Source organism: Chitinophaga sp. (genome assembly GCF_036566945.1).
GTDB lineage: Bacteria > Bacteroidota > Bacteroidia > Chitinophagales > Chitinophagaceae > Chitinophaga.
Window position 1 is genome coordinate 1 of the sequence record NZ_DATCVJ010000179.1, and the last position, 1571, is coordinate 1571.

At 43.0% G+C, this 1571-nt stretch carries 2 protein-coding genes; one reads left to right on the plus strand and one right to left on the minus strand.

Annotated elements, in window-relative coordinates:
• Positions 1 to 359 (minus strand): hypothetical protein (locus VIP81_RS05060; protein WP_331957385.1); only part of this gene is annotated, 359 nt, incomplete at its 3' end.
• Positions 360 to 639: 280 nt separating this feature from the next.
• On the opposite strand from VIP81_RS05060, the gene VIP81_RS05065 reads away from it, so the two are divergent.
• Positions 640 to 1571: hypothetical protein (locus VIP81_RS05065; protein ID WP_331957386.1), on the plus strand; the 932-nt coding region annotated here is incomplete at its 3' end.

The following is a 1571-nucleotide window of genomic DNA, read 5'->3' on the forward strand; positions in this document are numbered from 1 at the left end:
TCCAGTTTTCCGGTAAATTCTCCGTTGATCACCTGTTTTATGTTTTTCAGATATTGGTCCCGGGCATTAATGGCTGTTTCTAATGAGTCTGCCCGCATTTTAAGATGGATAAATTCCTTGCGCTGTTTCAGATCTCCATAACCAGGTATATAGTAGCGTAAAGGTGTAAATACCACAGTGGCTACCGTAATAGCTACCAGTAACACAAACAGGGTGCTGAAAGCAATATACACGCTCATCCGGGAGAGTTTAAACGAGGTGACTTCTTCATAGGTATCGTCATTCATAATCACCAAACGGTACTTATGACTGAGTTTTTCCAGGTTTCTTCTGTTGTTTTTATTCCCCTTCTTGGCCATGTTTGTGGTACTACTTAAAGAAATTTATTCCTTTTAAGGCGGGCTAAAGTTAATCAATATTTTTAAAGCGAAAAGCAGAAAGCAGAAAGCAAAAAGCTATTGTAGCGAGTCATTGAATACAATAAGTTGCTGATATTCGCTCATTTAACCCGGCACAATAGCTTTTTGCTTTCTGCTTTCTGCCTTCTGCTTTTGAGAAAAAGCCACTATTTTATACTATCTTTAAAATATTTTTTCAAACTGTAAGTTATATATATTTAGCCTATACACCCTGGCATCCATGAATTGCATCAAACTGCTACTTAAATATCTGGGATTTTTTATATTGTCAATTTGCCTGGGTTTGCCGGCGGTCTGGGCACAGAACAAGCCTCAAAAGCAACCGCAGCAAACAAATTCCCAGAGCCAGACCCCCAATAATCAGCAACAAAAGCCTGTTGCCAAGCCCCTTTTTAAACCTAAGGAGCCACGTGTACAGGACCGGCGTCCCCCTTCCGAAGTAATGCTGGAAAAAAAGAAATGGAACTGGAAACGTAAGTTTTTCCAGAACATGGCTACACGCTTCAACTATTATTTTCACGCCAAACAGAAACTCGACAGGGTGGTGAGAACCGCTAACCGCGATGGCCAGGATAATTATAATATCCTGCTGCCTTTTTATCCTTACAGTTTACAAAGCCAGGGATTCAGCAAAGGAGAACTCGATTCTGTTATTGATAAAACGTCTATGGGCATTCAACTCCATGACCCTCGCGGCAAATGGATAGATGACTGTTTCCTGCTCATGGGCCGTGCCTATTTCTACGAAGGAGATCTCGAAAATGCCAATAAAACATTCCAGTATATCAATATCACGTTCGCCCCTAAACAAAAATCGGAATATAAAACCGTAGTGGGCGCCCGCGATAATGACCAGATCTCCATTGCTACCAACGAAAAAAGAAAAGGTTTCTTTGGCCGCTTCAAACATGTGAAAGCCCGTAACGATGCTTTCCTGTGGCGTGCCAGAACCCTGCTCGAACTAAAAGAATACGATGAAGTACAGGCCCTCCTGAACTTACTCAATAACGATCCGAAATTTCCCCACCGCCTCGAAGGCGGCCTCGCGGAAGTGCGGGCCTACAGCAGTTATATCCAAAAAAGATATCCTGAAACGATAGAACCCCTGCAGCTGGCCATCGATAAAAGCAACGACCGGGTAGCGCGGGCCAG